Genomic DNA, 16,892 nt, shown 5'->3' with positions numbered 1-16,892 from the left:
GACTTTTAAAAAGGGGTGGTTACAAAATGGGTAAAATTGAAGAAACCAATAAACAATTAATCCTAAACTTTATGGAAACATTCTCTACAGGGGATATTGATGCATTTATGTCCTACCTGTCTGATTCGGCAACTTGGTGGGTTGCAGGTAACATTGAGGGGATTTCTGGAGAAAAGGGTATGAAGGAATTTAGAGAAATGAATTCAGGAATCGCTAGCACGACTAAAACTGGAGCGATTCGTTTAACTCCTCTTGCGATAACAGCAGAAGGCAACCGTGTTGCCGTAGAGACAGAGTCATATTGTGAATTAAATAATGGCCGTGTCTATAATAATTTGTACCATTTCCTATTCGTGGTGGAAGACGGAAAGATTCAGAAAGTAAAAGAATATCTTGATACAGAACATACACGAGCAGTTTTCCTTGGATAAGGATGTTTTGAAAAAACAAGTGTAAGGTAAAAGTTAGATGAATAGAACAAACAAGACAGGGTGAATGGAAGTGACATTTACCCTGTCTTTGATTGGAGAGAGTAATTTGCTGGTTGGCTTCATAAGGGGGAAAAGAAATGGATTCATTACGTGGCAAAGTCGCTATTGTCGGAGCAGCAGACACGGAAGTAGGTGTTGTTCCTCACATGAGCGCAACACAGCTCTGTGTTGACGCAGGACTCCGTGCAATAGAAGACGCCGGAATAAGCAAAGACCAGATTGATGGTTTGATCACATGTAATTCTTTTGCTGAACCTTTCATGTATCATGCTGAGGCAATTGCTGAGTACATGCAAATCTTCCCGCGCGTTTGTCTGGGTGTAAATACAGGAGGGGGGACGACTTTTTCTGCCCTACATCACGCAGCCTCTGCCATTTTATCAGGAATGTGTAAGACCGTGTTGATTACAATGGCTGATAGTCTGAAAAGTGGATTATCTCCGGAACAGGCAATGAGTATGCAGGTGTCTGCCGGCCATGCCCAGTTCGAATTACCTTATGGTCCATCCGTGCCATCGCTTTATGCTCTGATTGCCAAAGCACATATGGAAAAATACGGCACAACAGCAGAGCAGTTTGCCGCCATTTCCGTTGCTTGTCGCAAACACGCAAGTCTAAATCCAACTGCTCAGATGAGGAAGCCGATAACGGTAGAGGATGTGGTGAATTCAAGAATGATTGCCGATCCCTTACATCTTTTGGATTGCTCATTAATCTCAGATGGGGGATCCGCCGTTATTCTTACTTCTGCAGAAAGGGCCAAGGATTTTCCAAACGAGCCAGTTTACATACTGGGTGTTGGTGAAGGCCATGGTCATGAGCATATTAGCCAGGCACGCAGCCTTACCATTTCAGCAGCTGTTGAAGCTGGACAACGGGCCTATGAAATGGCCGGGTTAGGACCGGAAGAGATGGATTTTGCCCAGCTATATGATTGTTTTACGCCTACAGTCCTGATTGAATTAGAAGATCTCGGTTTTTGTAAAAAAGGAGAAGGAGGGGCTTTCGTTGAAAATGGGGCGATTGAACTAGGAGGGAAACTACCTGTGAACACCCATGGTGGCTTGTTGTCCCATTGTCATCCCGGTAATCCAGGTTCAATGTTTGCCCTGACTGAAAGTGTTCTTCAACTTCGCCATCAGGCTGGGGAGCGCCAAGTTCCGGGGGCAGAGGTGGGGCTTGTCCATGGACAGGGTGGAATCATGTCTAGTCACACGACACTCATCCTTGGTAGAGACCGAGTCTAAGGAAAAGAATTTCAGAATAAATTTAGATAACGAAAAATGCGAGGTGAAAACTCATGTTGGGTCATTCAGGCAAGCTCTTCCCCCGCCCAACGATAGAAACAGCCCCATATTGGGAAGGATGCCATAACCACGAATTGCTAATTCAGGAATGTAAAGAGTGTGGCCACCATCAATTTTATCCAAGAATCATGTGTACAGATTGCTCTAGTCCTCGTATGGAGTGGGTGCCTGCATCAGGCAAAGGAAAAGTAAAAAGTTTTACAATTATGCACCGTGCGATTACGAAAGCGTATCTTGCCGAAGCACCGTATGTCATTGCCTTAATAGAACTTGAAGAAGGCCCAACGATGATGAGTAATGTAGTTCAATGTGAGCTTGAAAACGTAGAAATAGGGATGGAGGTTGAAGTTGTTTTTGAGGATTGGTCTGAAGAGATTTCGATTCCTAAATTTAAACCGACTTCACTGTGAGTAGATTGAGATAAACAACGATCTCAATTTGTTTAAATGGTTTATAAATTAAACAAACAACAGTTAGGTAGAGATGTCATGTTAGGGGGATCGTAGTGTATAAAGGAATTCAAACCTTCGGAAAAATTGTTGAATACCGTGCTGACAAGAATCCTGAGTCACGGTTTGTCCGTTTTTCAAAAAGTGATCTAACTTATGGTGAGTTCCATCAAAACGGCAACAAATTAGCAAATGTGATGACTTCATTAGGACTTTATAAGGGGAAACTTTGTGCAGTGATGCTTCCAAATAGTCCGGAATTTCTCGTCACCTGGCTCGGCCTTGCCCGGCTTGGTGTCATCGAGGTACCAATTAATGTAGCGTACCGTGGAGATCTATTGGCTTACATCCTGAATAAAGCGGAATGTCAAGCAATTGTCATTTCCTCCAAATGGGTTGAGCGAATAGGAGAAATTTCGAGCGAACTGACACATTTACATCATGTGATTGTTGTAGGGGAAGATGATCATTCTTTGCCTCGTCCAATTATGTGTCACTCCTATGAAAAGCTCATGGATAATGCAGGTGACGAGCCGGTGGATGTTGAGATTAAACCGAATGATCCATCACTTATTCTTTTCACTTCCGGTACGACGGGGCCATCTAAAAGGGCAATCTTAAGCCATCAAGCAAATTTTGCGCTCGCATCAACCTGTTGCGAGTTGATGAATTATGGACCGACAGATCATTTATTTACAGTTTTCCCACTTTTTCATGTCAATGCGCGTTATGCGACAATTTTGCCTGCATTAATCTCAGGTAGTGATGTTGTCATGCATGAAAAGTTTTCTGCATCAAGGTTTTGGGATATTTGCCGTACGGAGCAAATTACCAGCTTTACGTATATGGGCTCGCTACTGACGTTGCTAATGAAGCAGCCTGAACGACATGATGATGGGGACAATCCGGTTCGAATGATCCAAGGGGCCCCTGTACCCTTAGAAATATACGAAGACTTTGAAAAACGTTTTAATCTGAAAATTACGGAAGCTTACGGATCGACGGAGGTTGGTTTAGCGATGGTCAACCGTGCTGAATCATTCCGTAAAGGCTCCTGCGGAAAGGCTGTCTCGGTCTATGAAGTTGAAATTCATGATGAGAACGATCAACCTTGCCCTGTTGGAGAAGTGGGTGAAATTGTTGTACGACCAAAGAAACCAGGAGTATTATTTTCAGGATACTATGGAATGCCTGAAGCAACGGTTGAAACGTGGCGAAATCTTTGGTTCCATACTGGAGATCGGGGCCGTGTCGATGATGATGGTTATTTCTACTTTATTGATAGAAAAAAAGATGTCATTCGTAGAAGAGGGGAGAATATCTCCTCATACGAAATTGAGCGGGTCATTAATACTCACCCGAAGGTACAGGAAGCTGCTCTCGTCGGTGTTCCTTCTGAGCTCTCAGAGGAAGAGGTACTTGCGGTTTTGATTTTGCGGGAGGGTGAAGAGCTAGAGCCAGAAGAGCTATTAGACTTTTGCCAGCCGAGGATGGCTCATTTCGCTGTCCCTCGATATATCAGATTTGTAAAGGAGTTTCCAAGAACCCCGTCGCAACGAATTGAGAAATATAAGCTTCGTGCGGAAGGAATTACTCCAGATACCTGGGATCGTGATTTGGTAGGCTACAAAGTTCATCGTTAAGACCTTGAATGTACAGAAGGGAGTGGAAAAATATGTATAAAGGAACCGAAACATTTGGAAAGATTGTTGAGCACCGCGCGGAAATAAAACCCTATGCTCGGTTTGTTCGTTTTGAGGATAAAGATCTGACCTATGACCAGTTTCATCGAAGTGGCAACAAAGTGGTAAATTTTATCGCTTCACTAGGATTGTCAAAGGGCCAAACATGTGCGGTCATGCTTCCGAATAGTCCTGAGTTTCTAGCGACGTGGTTAGGTTTGTCCCGCCTTGGTGTGATTGAAGTACCAATTAATACTGCTTTTAGAGGAGACCTTCTGACGTATATTCTTAATAAAGCAGAGTGTCAAGCCATTGTTGTGTCTTCACAATGGGTAGAACGTGTGAATCAAATTTCGAGTGAACTTACCCATCTTCGCCATGTCATCGTTGTTGGAGAAGATTATGAGGCAATCGCTGCTCAACTAAACTATCATTCTTATACGGACCTTTTTGCTAAGGCGAGCGATGCATTACTTGATGTAAAAGTGGAGCCTAAGGACACCGCCCTTATTCTGTTCACGTCTGGAACAACAGGCCCGTCAAAAGGGGTAATTCTCAGCCATACGTCGACTTTTAGTGTCGCGAAAACGGCATGTGAGTTAATGAAGTATGGACCAGAAGATCGGTTATTTACGGCATTTCCATTGTTCCATGTGAACGCTCGTTATACGTCGATTTTAGTAGCTTTATTAGTAGGTTGTGATGTCGTGATGCATAGTCGTTTTTCTGCATCTAGGTTCTGGGATATTATGAGAAGAGAAAAAGTAACAGCATTCAATTTTATGGGCTCTCTCTTAACGATGCTTATAAAGCAGCCTGAACGTCTGAATGACGCAGATAACCCAGTGAAAAAAGCATTTGGGGCACCAACACCGGTTGAAATTTATGATGATTTTCAAATTCGATTTCAAGTCCAAATATCCGAAGTATATGGTTCAACGGAAATAGGTACAGTCCTCTATAACCCAGCTGCTTCATTTAAGAAAGGATCCTGTGGCTACCCTGTTCCAGTTTATGAGGTCGAAATTCATGATGAAAATGACAATCCATGTCCTCCTGGAGTTGCGGGTGAAATTGTCGTTCGTCCAAAAAAACCTGATATTCTTTTTTCAGGATACTATGGCATGCCTGAGGCAACCGTTGAAGCCTGGAGAAATCTGTGGTTCCATACAGGGGATACTGGAAAAATGGATGAAGACGGTTATTTCTATTTTCTCGACAGAAAGAAAGATGTTGTCCGGAGAAGAGGGGAAAATATATCGTCTTATGAAATCGAACGAGTCCTCAATGATCATCCAAACATTTTCGAATCAGCGGTTATCGGTGTGCCATCTGAACTTTCTGAGGAAGAAGTGATGGCAGTAGTGATTCTCCAAGAAGGTGTGGAGCTCCAACCAGAGGAGTTACTTGATTTCTGTCAAGATCGTATGGCTCACTTTGCGGTACCCCGCTTTATTCGCGTTGTGAAAGAATTACCGAAAAACACCTCTCAAAGAGTGGAGAAGTATAAGCTTCGTCAGGAAGGAATTACAGGAGATACATGGGATCGAGAACGTGTTGGGTATGAAGTGAGGAGATAAATTACATTTTTTAAATATTATGAATATTTTGAATTGACTAAGAGAAATAACGCGATTATAATGTGGACAGATAGCTAGGAAGTAAAGATATTAACAAAAAAGGAGGAATCATCTTTGAAATCAAATGCGAAGAACTTAGAAAGAAGTGTAGTTTGTAAAAAAGATGAGATGCAGCCAGGGGATAAGAAAGTGATTCAAGTTAGGAGAATGTCCATTCTAGTTGTTCGAAAAGACGATGAGTTTTATGCAGTTCGAAATGCTTGTCCTCACCAAGGTGCAGAATTTGAAAAGGGAGTTTTAAGAGGAGCTGCAAGAGCAACAACGGAGATTAAAGAAATCTGTTATGAAAAACCAGGTGGGTTTATCTATTGTCCATGGCACCATTGGAGTTTTGATGTAGAAACTGGGTGCTCAATGCATGACCCTGAGAACACAAAAATTAAAACATTTGATGTAAAAATAGAAAATGACGAGGTTATTGTTTACGCCTAACATAAAAGAGCACTTAATTATTAATAAAATCAAACAACCGGTTATTTTATTATTTCCAAATCAAACTACTATTTGTTTTAAAAAAGATTGAAGGCGCATAAAAAAGTGCCAAATGTTGAAAGGGGATAAAAAAATGAGTAAAACACTTGAAAAAAGTAAAGTACAATCAGCTGTTAATAGTAAGGTAATTCCTGTAATCGATTGCGATGTTCATCCAAATCCTAAAAGCTATGAAGACCTTAATCCATATTTAAGTGATTACTGGAGAGATTTCTTAACGGATTGTAAATGGAAAGGCGTATTTCCAGGAATTCCAATTATGGCAATCGTGGCTAATGCTGGTCATCGCATGGACAGTATTCCTCCTGAAGGGGGCCTTGGTTGTTCTTCTCTGGAGTTCTATAGAGAACAAGTGGCTGATAAATACAATTATGCGAACTCAATCCTTTTCCCGGATTCAAGCTTTATGTTAGCAGCTTCAGCGCAGCATGAAATGGCAACAGCAGTGGCGAGCGCTTACAATGATTGGCAAATTGATACTTGGTTAGCTAAGGATCCTAGCCTTCGTGGTTCTGTTATCATCGCCCCACAAGATCCAGAAGCTGCTGCACGCGAAATAGATCGTGTGGGAAGTCATCCGCAAATGGTTCAAGTTGGATTATCGATTCATTCACCATATGGAGGATGGGGAGATAAACGCTATCATCCAATATGGGAAGCGGCGATTCGAAATGGACTTGTTTGTACATTCCATGTATCGGTTCCAGGAGGGCTATTTAGGCAGGGACCAGTTATAGGAAACTATTATCCTGAAGCGCAAACAAATAATGGATTAACCTATCAAGCACAAATTAATAGCATCGTATTTGGCGGTGTACTAGAAAAATACCAAGATCTCAAAATGGTCTTCGTTGAAGGCGGATTTGCTTATCTACCAAACTTGATGTACACCATGGATACTCATTGGAGAAATCTGAAACGAGAAGTCCCTTGGGTAAAGCGTCCGCCAAGTCAGCAAATTAGAGAACAAATGTGGTTTGGTACACAACCGTTTATTGAACCTGAGCGTCATGAAGATGAAGAACATGTCGTACAGATTATCAAAATGATAGGGGAAGACAGAATTCTATTTGCGAGTGATTATCCGCATTGGGAATTTGACGCACCACATGCCGCTTTTGCCAGGATTCCAAAAGACCTAAAAGAAAAAATTCTTTATAAAAATGCAATGAAAGTATACGGATTTCCAGATCCAACGAAATAACCTCATAAATCCTAATCCTCTCATCTGTGTACACTCTTTCCAAGGTGAGAGGATAAATGATTCTTTTTCAAACAACTGTAGTTTCACTATTGTAATCGCTTTCAAAGAAATGCTTGTTCAGATATGAAAAATGCAGAAAAATATGGAAATAAAATGGTTATAGATAATGCAAAAACAGCTTACACAACTTTGGAAAATGAAGAAGTAGAAACCTACTATCCTACTGAAATAGAGATTTTTAAGTGGAAGAATCAACAAGGTCAGGCAGAGATATTTTTGAAAAAGAAGTTGAAGGTGGAAAAGAGCTTTAGAAGCACTAGCTGAATTAGAGTAATAGTTACTGAGTTTAGAGCAAATTCAAAAATAAGAGATGAAATTGGGGGGATTAGTTTGAAAAAGTATAGAATAGCTCTGTGTCTTTTACTAGTTCTATTTATAGCCGCGTGCGGAAACACAACTCAATCGAATCAAAATGCTACAGGAGGTAATTCTTCAGATTCACCCGAAAAAGAGGAATATGTTTTGAAGCTTGCACATGGCTATCCTACCACATCGTTTATGCATACCTTTATGGAGTGGTTTAATGAAGAACTACAAAAGCGCAGCGAAGGACGATTATCGATTGATATCTATCCGAGTGGTCAGCTGATGCCAGTCGATCAAGAAATGCCAGCAATCCTTCAAGGACAAATTGACATGAGTCACTCATCGTCTCCAGTGCTAACCAGCTTTGATCCGATTTGGAATTTCTATGAACTCCCTTTTATTTTTGACTATGATCCAAAAGATCCGGCTGTCTTCTTAGAGAATCGTATGGCATTTAGTAAAAGTGAAAACGGTGGTCAAATTATTTCCCAAATGATGGAAGAAAAAGGGCTGAAAATTTTATCTTTTGGATTTGTTGACATGTTTGGGTCTGTGTATACGACGGATCTTGACAATTTAGTTACTGGACCGGAAAGCGCGAATGGCTTAAAGCTTAGAACACCAGGAGGAATGATTGGACCGGAAACGGCACAAGCGATTGGAGCGAGCAGTGTGACCATAGCTGGAGCTGAAGTGATTACAGCTTTACAGCAAAAGACCGTTGATGGATTGCTAACAACGCCAATATACGCATCTCAAGCTAAGTTGCCTGTCAAGTCATTTTCAGTTGTTCCATTGTTTAATAGTGTGACACCATTGGTTATGTCACTTAATAAGTTTGAGTCGCTCCCTGCAGATCTTCAAGAAATTCTTGTTCAAACGGGAGAGGATTTAGAAAAACATATTATGGCATCGGTATTAGAAGAAGCACAAACAGCTTATACCAATTTAGAGAGTCAAGGTGTGGAAATTTATTATCCTACAGAAGATGAGATTGCTGAATGGGAAGAAGCAACTAAACCAGTCAGGGAAGTTTTTGTTAATCAAGTAGAAGGAGGAGCAGAGCTATTAGAGGCACTTGAGTAAATATAGCTAAACATATGGATATTTGTTACCGAGTTCAATTTATGTTTATTGAGCTCGGATTTTCTAAAAAGGGGTTGAAAGTAAATGGAAAAATTACAGAAACTTGATTCTGCCACAAAGCATCTTGATCGAGGTTTGGAAGCGGCTGCCCTCGTCTGTTTAATCATTAGTGTTTTAGGTGCGATTATTAATGTCTTTTTACGTTATGTACTAGATATGTCCTATCAGATTATCGAAGAGATCTGTCGTTATGCAATCATATATGGTGCTTTTCTATATGTTGGTCCACTAATTAAAAAAGGTGATCATCTAAAAATGGATATCCTGCAAGGCTTTCTAAAAGGAAAGAGTAAATCGATCAATAATTTATTGATTAGTATTCTTTTATTTGCTGCATTTGTTTACCTTAGCTGGGCTTGTATTATTTGGTCGTTGTCGTTATTAAGTCTGAATGTGATGACTGTATCTGGCATTATGTTGATGTTTATTCCAGCACTTGCGATTCCGATTGGGATGCTCTTGGGGTCGCTATACGCTTTCATCCAGATCATTCATGATGTTTATATCTTGCGTTACTATAAAACAACTGAAGATGAAACTTCCATTGAAATGGAAACAGGTTCTTCAAATCAGCTCGTGTAATTTGACAGTGCTCAAACGGCACTTAAATCCTAGGTAACAAATGGGTTGACTTTTAAATTGGAAATCCTTAGTGAATGAAAGGGGAGAAGGAAATGCTCGCTGTAGGTTTGATTATCTTTGCTGTTCTTTTAGTAATAGGTGCGCCAATTTGGTTAGCGCTAGGAGCAAGCGGAGGATATTGGTTATTGGTTCAAATGGGGTTACCTGTCGAAAGTATTGCCTCTCAATATTTCATTGCAACAGATTCATGGATTTTGTTAGCGGTACCTTACTTCCTGCTTGCAGGAAATTTAATGACTTTTATGGGTCCGGCCGGTAAAATGTTTCGATTTATCAATAATCTAGTCGGACATTTGCCAGGTGGAATGCCTGCTGCTGTTGTCGTTACTTCTGCCATTTTTGGGGCACTCTCTGGTTCCTCTGTCGCTACCGTTGTAGCAGTTGGATCGATGGCCATTCCTCAAATGATTAAAATGGGCTATTCAAAGGAAAATAGTTATGGCGTTTTAGCTGCATCAGGAACGTTAGGACAAATGATTCCGCCAAGTATCTTTATGATATTATTTGCTTCATCTACACAACTTGACCCGGGAGCGCTCTTTATGGCGGGGATTGTGCCGGGATTATTTTTAGCTGCTGTATTAGTCATTGTTGCGATTATTGTTGGCTTAAAGGAAGAGAAACAAAGACCTCAGAGAAGCAGCATTAAGGAAATAGGCAAATCGTTTGTTGAGGCTATTCCTTCCTTATTTATGCCTGTAGTGATATTGGGGGGAATTTATGGCGGGATTTTTACGCCTACAGAAGCAGCTGCAATTGCTGTTGTCTATGTGCTCCTGATAAGCTTCTTATTTAATAGAAATGAATGTACGTTTGATAACTTCAAGAAGAGTTTACTCTATACCATGGTTACAACTTCTATCATCTATATCCTATTAGGTGGTGCAAAATTATTTGCTACTGCGATGACCTATATCCAAGTTCCTCAAATGATTACTGAATTCGCTGTAAGTATTGATGTTGCAGGTTGGGTCATTATGTTAATTATTGTATTATTATTCCTTATTTTCGGAATGTTCTTAGATGCTATTCCAATTTTATATATTACGCTCCCGATCTTATACCCTGTCGTTATTTCTTTAGGTTATGATCCGATTCACTTTGCGATTATTACTGTTGCGGCATTAATGATCGGTCAGATTACACCTCCAGTTGGCTCTTGTTTATATGCGATCAGCGGACATTTCAAAGAAAACATGGGTGTAGTTGTAAGGGGGGCAAATCCATATTTAGTAGGTTTGATTGTAGGGATGCTTGTCCTTATCTATATTCCATGGCTAAGTCTCTTTTTATTCCAATAAAAAAGTTGCCTCAACAATATCAATAAATCAAAGCAAATATTTATTAAATAGACTGCATGAGGAGGAAGATCATGCAGGTAAAAGGGAAACGAATCATTGTAACTGGAGGGGCGCGAGGGTTGGGGGCCACAGCGGTACATGCATTTGCTAAAGAAGGAGCAAGTAGTTTCACTAGATGTTCTTGATGAGAAGGGAAAAAAAAAGTAGCTGAGGAAGCTAGTCAGCGTGGTCCAGGTTCTGTCCACTTTCTTCATTGTCATATTTCGAACCGTGATGAAGTCGAAAGAGTCTTCGAGGTTGGAGTTGGTAATCTTGGGGGCTTAAATCATCTCGGTAGATGGTGGCATGGTTTCGACTAGATAATGTAAGAGTTGGTTATTCAGAAGGTTTGGTGAAATTTATAGTTATGAAAATGGTGGGCAAAGGATTGAATTTACAATAGAAAGGGTAGCGATATTGTCCATTGGTAATATTGTAACCTTGGCTTAATATTTACCATAAAAGGAATTAATAATTCTGCGGAAGCGCAGATTGAGTCGAAAAAAAGGCAGCAGAGTATCATCGCAACCTATCGAAAATGAGGTTTGGAGCGTTAAGGACTTAATAGAGGCACTCTATGAGATTCAGTCTGAAAAGGAGTGAACAAAATAATGAAACCGGAAGAAAAATTAGAGATTCATGAAGTAATATACAAAGCAGCACATGGGTATGATGCGCACAATGTCGAGATGCTTACAGCATGTTTTGCAGAGGAATCGGTGATGACGATACGTGTTGGCGGCGGAGATTTGATTGGTCCTTATGATGGTCAGGAGGCCGTTTTAAATTTTATGAAACGTGCAATGAAACGACAGACTGATAAACGTTTGCATCAAATCTCTAATATTTTTTTTGAAGAAGAAGGGGAAGAGGTAGCCGTCGCGCTATCAAGCTTGACTTTGTTTTCTACAGATAATGAAACTTGTCGACTCCTATCAACCGGCATTTATCGCGATGAAGTAGTCAAGGTAAATGGAAGCTGGAAGATAAGTAGACGGCATTTGGATATTGAGCTTCCTGTTTAAAGACTTTGTCGAAACAGAAATACACCATAAGTTATTTTAATATTTAGTTTTATAAAATAAATTAGTTTTTAATGGAAGATTAGGTGGTCTATTAATAAGGGAGTGGATAAGGATGAAGTCAAATGATAAATTAGCGATTCATGAATTATTAAATAAGGCGGCTTATGGGTATGATTCACGCAATGTTGATATGCTAGCAGACTGTTTTGCAGAGGGAGCGTTAATGTCAATGCGCATTACTGATGGAGATTTAATTGGTCCTTTTGAAGGTCAAAACGAAATCATGAAGTTGATGACCGGTGCAATGGAAGGTCAGATGGACACACGACTCCATAATATATCAAATATATTCTTTGAAAAAGAAGCTGATGAAGCGGCAACTGTCCTTTCAAGCTTAACATTGACGGCGGTTGAAAATGGAAGCATTAGACTTTTAACGACGGGTATTTATCGAGATGAGGTTGTCAAAGTTGGTGGGAGCTGGAAGATATCAAAGCGACATCTAGATTTGGAGTTACCGTTCTAACGTGTTACTCTTTAAACCGTTTTTATCATATGAAAAATCATAAGTTACTAGCTTTGTAAACGATTATTCTATTAATGAATGGTAGGGAAAAAGCAGATCATGTTAAGGAGGTAACGGATTTGGTAAATATCGGACAAATTCCAGCAAAATATGCAAAACTTGATCCAACAAGGCCAGCATTAATTGATATACCAAATGACCGTCGATTGAATTATGGCACCTTAGATGAAAGGGTTCGCCGATTAGCAAATGGGTATATGAATGATTTAAGACTTAAAAAAGGTGATCGTGTTGCGGTTATTTCAAAAAACAGTGTCGAGTATATTGAAAATTACTATGCGTGTGCACGTGTTGGATTGATTATTCAGCCGCTTAATTGGCGTTTAGGTACTGGTGAATTAAGCCGTATTTTAGCAGATGGGAAACCTTCTGTCCTTGTTAGTTCAAGTGAGTTCCATGAAGTACGTCAAGAGCTTCAAAATCTTGTAGATATCGATCATTGGTTAGAGTACGGAGAAGATGGGGATGGTTCTTATGAACGGCTGGTTGAGGCTGCTTCTACTGAAGAACCGAAGCAATCGGCAACCGTCGGGGATGATGACCCAATGCTCATTCTCTATACAGGTGGGACAACTGGGGAGTCTAAAGGAGCCCTCCATTCCCATAAAGGCTTTTATGCTGGCATGCTAAATCAGACCGTTGGTGAACGGATTGTTCCTACGGATGTCTATATGCTGACAGGACAGATGTTCCACATCCCGATCGTTCTTGCGATTAATTATATGGCCCATGGCCGTCCATTAGTTCTGATCAATTTTGAAGCAAAATTAGCGCTTGAGGTCATCCAACAAGAGCGTGTGTCCGCGTTCCTAGGGATTACAACCATGTTGAACTGGATGATGTCAGTTGATAACTTTGAGAGCTATGATCTTGGCAGTCTTCGAAACATCCAATACGGCGGCGGACCAATGGGAAAGAAAGTCGTAAAAGCTGCTCTTGATGCTTTTCCTTGTACGTTAATCCAAGGTTACGGCCAAACAGAAGGAATGGGCATGACGTTTCTATCCCAGGAGGACCATTTAAATGCAATCAAGGGAATACATCCTGAACGATTATCTTCCTGTGGTCGAGAGGCGTTCACGACTTCAGTTCAAATCGTCAATCCACAAGGGAATCTTGTACCTAGGGATGGGAAGACAGCTGGAGAAATCATTGTTAAGTCGGATGCGAATATGATTGGGTATTGGCAAAGACCTGATCTTACTGCAAAGACATTAAAGAATGGTTGGTTATATACAGGAGATGTCGCTTCATGGGACGAAGATGGGTATGTATTTATTGTCGATCGCGCGAAAGACATGATCATTTCGGGTGGAGAAAATATCTATAGTACACAAGTTGAGAACGCCATCTACCAACATGACGCTGTTCTTGAAGCGGCCGTTTTTGGTGTCCCTGATGATGAATGGGGGGAGCTAGTAAAAGCCGCCGTTGTTCTGAAGCCAGGAAGGACAGCGACAGAGCAAGAAATTATTGAAACAGCTAAAAACCAATTAGCTTCTTATCAAAAACCACGTTCTGTTGAATTCGTCGATAGCCTCCCTAAATCACCAACGAGCAAGATTCTTAAGCGTGAGCTAAGAGAAAGATATCAGAATACACGGGGGAATAAAGTATGAGTCAGTTATTATCAGATGAATTGCTTGCAAATATTGGCCGATCGTCACAGACAAGAAAAGAAATTGTGACCCGCCGCGATATAAGAAAGTATTCAATCGCAACCGGACAAAGACGGAAGAAATATCTTGAGGGAGATGAAGCTCCGCCGATGTTTCATGTGTCTCTATTTTGGGATGTAGTCGAGATGGATCAACTTAGTCCTGACGGTGTTTCTATTGATCCGCTTTTACCGGAATTTCCGTTAAAAAAAGCCATGGCTGGAGGATTGAAAATTGAATACCATCAGCCGATTGTTCCTGGTGATTGGTTAACGGCTACGCGGACATTAACCGATATTTATGAAAAGCAAGGGTCCAAAGGTCCGCTCATTTTTTACGAGATCACAATAGAGGTTGTAAATGGGAGTGGAGAAAAGGTACTAACGGAAATAACAACAAGAATTTTACGCTAACTAGTCGCAATAGCCACTAAGAGAGGAGCGAGCTATGTCAAAAATAGAACAGATCAAGGTTGGCGATACGTTACCTCAACGTGAATTCAAGCCTGATAGTGTACAATTATTTCTTTATAATGCGGTCTTGTTTAATGCCCATCGCATTCATTTTGACTACCCTTATACGACAGAAGTGGAAAATTACCCGGATCTGGTTGTTCCTGGTCCTTTACTTGGTGATTGGCTGAATCAATGTATAAATGAATGGCTGGGTGAAGAGGGACATCTAGCTTCTATTGATTACTCAAATCGAAAAGCTGCTTATGTAGGGGAACCCCTTCATTCTGGTGGGAAGATAATCTCTTATAATGAAGAAAAGCGTGAAGCCCAAATTGAAGTTTATATAAAAAATACAGCCGGCGAAGTGATTGCTCCGGGATTGGCAGTTGTCTGTTTGTAGTGCATTACATAAAAAAATTTAGATAAGTCAAGAAATTATCTTTAGGAGTATTCCTATGGGGAAAAGATTAGATGGTAAGGTCACGATTATAACAGGAGCTGCTTCTGGATTTGGAAGGGCAATGGTGAAAGGGTTTTCAAAAGAGGGCGCTAGAATCTTTGCTATTGATATCGATGAATCAGTTGAAAAGCTAATAGAAGAAGTAGATGGTGAATTTATACATTTAAAGCAGACATATCTGACCCTAACCAAGTAGCATCCGCCTTTAAACAATGTCGTCAAACTTAAGGTAGGTTAGATGTCCTATGTAACAATGCAGGAATTACTGCGTTAGTAGAGACTCCATTGCACGAATTCCTCTTGATGAATGGGATAGAGTATTTAGGTAAACGTTCAAGATGCCCAACTTGTTCTACAAGAATCAATTAAAATGATGCTTGAAAGCGGCGGCGGTTCCATTGTAAACACAGGATCAAGAGGAGGCTTTAGAGCTACACCTGGGTCTTCAGCCAATATTGTTTGTAAGGGAGCAATGGTTATGCTAACAAAACAGGCTGCCCATGCAATATATCGATAAAGGCATTCGTGTCAATTCAATAAACCAAGGGACATGTAAAACTCCCTTACTTAACGGGTTTACTGACGAGATGTTAGATTTTCTTGCTGAACAGTCCCAATTGGCAGACTTGGGGAGCCTGAGGAAGTAGCAAAACTAGCTCTTTTTCTAGCATCGGATGATTCACCCTATATAACGGGTCAGAATCATATTATTGACGGTGGACGTGCAGTTGTTTAGCAGGTAATCTAATCTTATATAAAAATAGCGGAGAATGGCCAATCCCATTCTCCGCTATTTGTTTTAAAGTGAGATAAGCTAGAGGCATTTATAAACGAGCCTAAGGCTGTTTTTCTTCATAACAGTAGGTACTTTTATCAACGGTTCGCCTCCTTTTCATATAAAGAGGCTATAAAAGATAAGAGTTATCTTTTACAGACTCGACTGAACGAATATTAAAAATTGTAATTATACAAACGCTGAAAATTGTTTTTTAATTGCATTTGTAATTCTGTTCATTGCATCCTTCGCGTCATCCATTAGGACAGGCATCCAGAAAAAACCGTGGATTTGACCATCATATCTGACAACCTCTACTGGAATACCAGCTTCTTTTAATCTATTAGCATATGCCTCGCCTTCATCACGAAGGACATCATATTCACACGTGAAAACTAAAGCAGGTGGTAGGCCAGACACATCCTTTGCAAGGATAGGAGACGCATAAGGGTTTAACTTCTCTTCTTCATTATTAAAATATTGATCGGCAAACCAACGCATCGCAGTTGTTTCTAAATAGAAACCTTTGCCATTTTCAAGATAGGATTTTGTACTGAAGGAGAAATCTGTTACTCCATATAGAATAATCTGATAGGCAATATTTGGACCGCCACGGTCTTTGGCCATTAATGGAATAACGGCCGCTAAGTTACCGCCAGCGCTATCTCCACATGTGACGATACGGCTTGGATCGCCATTATGTTTTGCAATGTTTTCAGATGCCCATTTTGTGGCAGCATAACAGTCCTCAATACCAACTGGGAATTTATACTCAGGAGCAAGACGGTAATCGACAGAAACAACCAAACATTCGGTAGAATTTGCAAGCGAACGACAAATTGGATCTACGATTTCTAGATCCCCTAGTACCCAACCGCCTCCGTGGAAGAACATGATAACAGGAAATGGACCTTGTCCTTCAGGAGTGTATAAACGAAGCGTAATCTCTGATCCATCTACAGGAATCTGAACATCTTCAACTTTGGCAACCTCTTGCACTTCACCACGTAAATCTTTGTAAAAAGCTAAGAGTCCGTCCCGATTTTCTTGCACGGACATTTCTTCAATTTTTGGTACACCCGATTCAAAGGCCGCATTAATCTGATTTAATAGATTCTTTACCGCTGGTTGTAATGTCATACTCAAATCCTCCTATCTAAATTCGAAATCGTTT

The 16,892-nt window shown here is 40.5% G+C and carries 19 protein-coding genes and 1 pseudogene; 19 read left to right on the top strand and 1 reads right to left on the bottom strand.

What is annotated here, in order from left to right:
• Window positions 1–26: 26 nt before the first annotated feature.
• The 19 genes and pseudogenes from ACIQAA_RS01005 to ACIQAA_RS32405 all read left to right on the top strand — a co-directional run bounded on the left by ACIQAA_RS01005 (window position 27) and on the right by ACIQAA_RS32405 (window position 15,679).
• On the top strand, window positions 27–431 hold the full coding sequence (locus ACIQAA_RS01005; protein ID WP_307194719.1) for a nuclear transport factor 2 family protein: 405 nt from the start codon (window positions 27–29) through the stop codon (window positions 429–431).
• Between the two features lie 137 nt (window positions 432–568).
• Window positions 569–1,738, top strand: coding sequence for a thiolase family protein (locus ACIQAA_RS01000; protein WP_402613787.1), 1,170 nt, complete (start codon window positions 569–571; stop codon window positions 1,736–1,738).
• 53 nt (window positions 1,739–1,791) lie between these two features.
• Window positions 1,792–2,208, top strand: a complete 417-nt coding sequence (locus tag ACIQAA_RS00995; protein WP_402613784.1) for a Zn-ribbon domain-containing OB-fold protein — start codon at window positions 1,792–1,794, stop codon at window positions 2,206–2,208.
• A gap of 95 nt (window positions 2,209–2,303) precedes the next feature.
• Window positions 2,304–3,890: an AMP-binding protein gene (locus tag ACIQAA_RS00990; RefSeq protein ID WP_402613781.1), complete on the top strand. Its 1,587-nt coding sequence runs from the start codon at window positions 2,304–2,306 to the stop codon at window positions 3,888–3,890.
• A gap of 32 nt (window positions 3,891–3,922) precedes the next feature.
• Window positions 3,923–5,509 (top strand): AMP-binding protein, encoded by a 1,587-nt coding sequence (locus ACIQAA_RS00985; RefSeq protein ID WP_402613778.1) that lies wholly within the window; start codon window positions 3,923–3,925, stop codon window positions 5,507–5,509.
• A gap of 114 nt (window positions 5,510–5,623) precedes the next feature.
• Window positions 5,624–6,001, top strand: a complete 378-nt coding sequence (locus ACIQAA_RS00980) for a Rieske (2Fe-2S) protein (protein ID WP_402613776.1) — start codon at window positions 5,624–5,626, stop codon at window positions 5,999–6,001.
• Window positions 6,002–6,134: 133 nt separating this feature from the next.
• Window positions 6,135–7,265: an amidohydrolase family protein gene (locus ACIQAA_RS00975; RefSeq protein ID WP_402613773.1), complete on the top strand. Its 1,131-nt coding sequence runs from the start codon at window positions 6,135–6,137 to the stop codon at window positions 7,263–7,265.
• A 123-nt stretch (window positions 7,266–7,388) separates the two neighbouring features.
• Window positions 7,389–7,589, top strand: a complete 201-nt coding sequence (locus tag ACIQAA_RS00970; protein WP_402613771.1) for a hypothetical protein — start codon at window positions 7,389–7,391, stop codon at window positions 7,587–7,589.
• A gap of 66 nt (window positions 7,590–7,655) precedes the next feature.
• On the top strand, window positions 7,656–8,717 hold the full coding sequence (locus ACIQAA_RS00965) for a TRAP transporter substrate-binding protein (RefSeq protein WP_402613769.1): 1,062 nt from the start codon (window positions 7,656–7,658) through the stop codon (window positions 8,715–8,717).
• A gap of 84 nt (window positions 8,718–8,801) precedes the next feature.
• On the top strand, window positions 8,802–9,359 hold the full coding sequence (locus ACIQAA_RS00960; protein WP_402613767.1) for a TRAP transporter small permease: 558 nt from the start codon (window positions 8,802–8,804) through the stop codon (window positions 9,357–9,359).
• A 92-nt stretch (window positions 9,360–9,451) separates the two neighbouring features.
• Complete coding sequence (locus ACIQAA_RS00955; RefSeq protein WP_402613765.1) at window positions 9,452–10,720, top strand: TRAP transporter large permease; 1,269 nt, start codon at window positions 9,452–9,454, stop codon at window positions 10,718–10,720.
• Window positions 10,721–11,358: 638 nt separating this feature from the next.
• Window positions 11,359–11,784, top strand: coding sequence for a nuclear transport factor 2 family protein (locus ACIQAA_RS00950; protein ID WP_402613762.1), 426 nt, complete (start codon window positions 11,359–11,361; stop codon window positions 11,782–11,784).
• A gap of 112 nt (window positions 11,785–11,896) precedes the next feature.
• The gene (locus ACIQAA_RS00945; protein WP_402613760.1) at window positions 11,897–12,310 is read left to right on the top strand and encodes a nuclear transport factor 2 family protein; all 414 of its coding nucleotides are present in this window, start codon (window positions 11,897–11,899) and stop codon (window positions 12,308–12,310) included.
• Between the two features lie 119 nt (window positions 12,311–12,429).
• The gene (locus ACIQAA_RS00940) at window positions 12,430–13,989 is read left to right on the top strand and encodes an AMP-binding protein (protein WP_402613758.1); all 1,560 of its coding nucleotides are present in this window, start codon (window positions 12,430–12,432) and stop codon (window positions 13,987–13,989) included.
• Entirely contained in the window at window positions 13,986–14,441 is a 456-nt protein-coding gene (locus ACIQAA_RS00935) for an FAS1-like dehydratase domain-containing protein (RefSeq protein WP_402613755.1), read from the top strand. Before ACIQAA_RS00940 ends, ACIQAA_RS00935 begins: the two co-directional genes overlap by 4 nt.
• 34 nt (window positions 14,442–14,475) lie before the next feature.
• Window positions 14,476–14,883, top strand: coding sequence for a hotdog family protein (locus tag ACIQAA_RS00930; RefSeq protein WP_402613752.1), 408 nt, complete (start codon window positions 14,476–14,478; stop codon window positions 14,881–14,883).
• 55 nt (window positions 14,884–14,938) lie between these two features.
• Window positions 14,939–15,139, top strand: coding sequence for an SDR family NAD(P)-dependent oxidoreductase (locus ACIQAA_RS00925; RefSeq protein ID WP_402613749.1), 201 nt, complete (start codon window positions 14,939–14,941; stop codon window positions 15,137–15,139).
• Window positions 15,140–15,280: 141 nt separating this feature from the next.
• Window positions 15,281–15,460: pseudogene (locus ACIQAA_RS32410) on the top strand (SDR family NAD(P)-dependent oxidoreductase); the annotation flags it as partial.
• A 99-nt stretch (window positions 15,461–15,559) separates the two neighbouring features.
• Entirely contained in the window at window positions 15,560–15,679 is a 120-nt protein-coding gene (locus ACIQAA_RS32405; protein WP_483874184.1) for an SDR family oxidoreductase, read from the top strand.
• Window positions 15,680–15,907: 228 nt separating this feature from the next.
• Here ACIQAA_RS32405 and ACIQAA_RS00915 read toward each other — a convergent pair whose 3' ends face one another.
• Window positions 15,908–16,858 (bottom strand): alpha/beta hydrolase, encoded by a 951-nt coding sequence (locus tag ACIQAA_RS00915; RefSeq protein WP_402613746.1) that lies wholly within the window; start codon window positions 16,856–16,858, stop codon window positions 15,908–15,910.
• Between the last annotated feature and the right edge of the window lie 34 nt (window positions 16,859–16,892).

It is taken from the genome of Neobacillus sp. NPDC093182 (assembly GCF_044754045.1).
The sequence above is the reverse complement of the archived record's forward strand: the minus strand, read 5'-3'. Positions and strand labels throughout refer to the sequence as shown.

Bases quoted from the DNA above. Each gene is read 5' to 3' on its own strand.
- ACIQAA_RS01005 (WP_307194719.1), top strand. From the start codon at position 27: ATGGGTAAAATTGAAGAAACCAATAAACAATTAATCCTAAACTTTATG.
- ACIQAA_RS01000 (WP_402613787.1), top strand. From the start codon at position 569: ATGGATTCATTACGTGGCAAAGTCGCTATTGTCGGAGCAGCAGACACG.
- ACIQAA_RS00995 (WP_402613784.1), top strand. From the start codon at position 1,792: ATGTTGGGTCATTCAGGCAAGCTCTTCCCCCGCCCAACGATAGAAACA.
- ACIQAA_RS00985 (WP_402613778.1), top strand. From the start codon at position 3,923: ATGTATAAAGGAACCGAAACATTTGGAAAGATTGTTGAGCACCGCGCG.
- ACIQAA_RS00975 (WP_402613773.1), top strand. From the start codon at position 6,135: ATGAGTAAAACACTTGAAAAAAGTAAAGTACAATCAGCTGTTAATAGT.
- ACIQAA_RS00970 (WP_402613771.1), top strand. From the start codon at position 7,389: ATGAAAAATGCAGAAAAATATGGAAATAAAATGGTTATAGATAATGCA.
- ACIQAA_RS00960 (WP_402613767.1), top strand. From the start codon at position 8,802: ATGGAAAAATTACAGAAACTTGATTCTGCCACAAAGCATCTTGATCGA.
- ACIQAA_RS00955 (WP_402613765.1), top strand. From the start codon at position 9,452: ATGCTCGCTGTAGGTTTGATTATCTTTGCTGTTCTTTTAGTAATAGGT.
- ACIQAA_RS00945 (WP_402613760.1), top strand. From the start codon at position 11,897: ATGAAGTCAAATGATAAATTAGCGATTCATGAATTATTAAATAAGGCG.
- ACIQAA_RS00935 (WP_402613755.1), top strand. From the start codon at position 13,986: ATGAGTCAGTTATTATCAGATGAATTGCTTGCAAATATTGGCCGATCG.
- ACIQAA_RS00930 (WP_402613752.1), top strand. From the start codon at position 14,476: ATGTCAAAAATAGAACAGATCAAGGTTGGCGATACGTTACCTCAACGT.
- ACIQAA_RS00925 (WP_402613749.1), top strand. From the start codon at position 14,939: ATGGGGAAAAGATTAGATGGTAAGGTCACGATTATAACAGGAGCTGCT.
- ACIQAA_RS00915 (WP_402613746.1), bottom strand. From the start codon at position 16,858: ATGACATTACAACCAGCGGTAAAGAATCTATTAAATCAGATTAATGCG.